Raw genomic sequence first — 1,180 nt, 5'->3', positions numbered from 1 at the left:
GTACTGGCGGCGGCAGCGGTGATATCCACCGGCGCGGACAACGCATTGCTCGCCGGCACCTCATCCGAAAGCGTCACCCGCGTCGAGCAAGGCCTGCTGGAAAACGTGCCGAAGGTGGTCGATTACGTCGTCAGCAAGGTCAAGGCCGACACTGCCATCGACACCGGCATCGACACTGACAAGGGCTCGATGCCGTCGCTCGACGGCGCGGTCGAATGGCTGAACTCACCGGCGCTGAATACCCAAGCGCTGAAAGGCAAAGTAGTGCTGGTCGACTTCTGGACCTACGACTGCATCAACTGCCAGCACACCTTGCCGTACGTGAAGGATTGGGCGAAAAAGTACCAGCAGGATGGCCTCGTGGTCATCGGCGTGCACACCCCGGAATACGGCTACGAACGCATCATCGATAACGTCAGGGATCAGGTTGAAAAACTTGGCATCACCTACCCGGTGGCGATCGACAACAACTACGCAATCTGGCGCAACTTCGACAACCAGTACTGGCCCGCCCACTACCTGATCGACGCCAAAGGGCAGGTGCGTTACACCCACTTTGGCGAGGGCAGTTACGACACGCAGGAACAAATGATCCGACAACTGCTGCAAGAGGCAAAGGCGCCCGCCGCATCGTAATGTCCCAGCAAAATACCTTTGGCGAGGGAGCAAGCTCACTCGCCGCAGGTACTTTGGGGTCTGGAAAAATGCGGATATGCGGCGTTTTTCGCGGTGACTGTTAACCGGGTTTAACAGATTCATCGCCATTCATCGGCGAGCGCTGCAACCGCGCCTATCTCCGGACGATCGGCGAAGACGCGGCGTAGTAGCGGGGCGATAGTTGCAGAGCAGGGCGCTGCCGGCCCCTGTCCTCATAACAAGAAGATCCACCATGGCGGAACCGTCGTCCGTCAGCGCCTGATCTGTGTTTTCACCCGCCAGGGAGCATCACCTCATGAGCACACCGATTGATCTCACTGCCCTGAAAAACCGTCAGATGGCCGCTTGGGCCAGCGGCGACTATGCCGTGATCGGCACGACGTTGCAGATTGTCGGCGAGCAACTGGCCGAAGCCTGCGACTTGCGCTGCGACGAGCTGGTACTGGATGTCGCCGCCGGCAATGGCAACGCGACGCTCGCCGCCGCACGGCGCGGATGCAACGTGACGTCCACGGACTACGTT

Annotated in this window: 1 protein-coding gene and 1 pseudogene; both read left to right on the top strand. The window is 59.9% G+C overall.

Annotation, left to right across the window (positions count from 1 at the left end; all coding sequences use genetic code 11):
* Positions 1-636 (top strand): thioredoxin family protein (locus BI292_RS11300; RefSeq protein WP_157831251.1); only part of this gene is annotated, 636 nt, incomplete at its 5' end.
* Between the two features lie 316 nt (positions 637-952).
* Positions 953-1,180 (top strand): annotated as a pseudogene (locus tag BI292_RS11295) (SAM-dependent methyltransferase); the annotation flags it as partial.

Origin of the sequence: Pseudomonas sp. 43NM1 (assembly GCF_002836905.1) — a bacterium.
Classification (GTDB): Bacteria; Pseudomonadota; Gammaproteobacteria; order Pseudomonadales; family Pseudomonadaceae; genus Aquipseudomonas; species Aquipseudomonas prosekii.
Note: the sequence above shows the minus strand (reverse complement) of the source record. Positions and strands in the feature narration are given on the sequence as shown.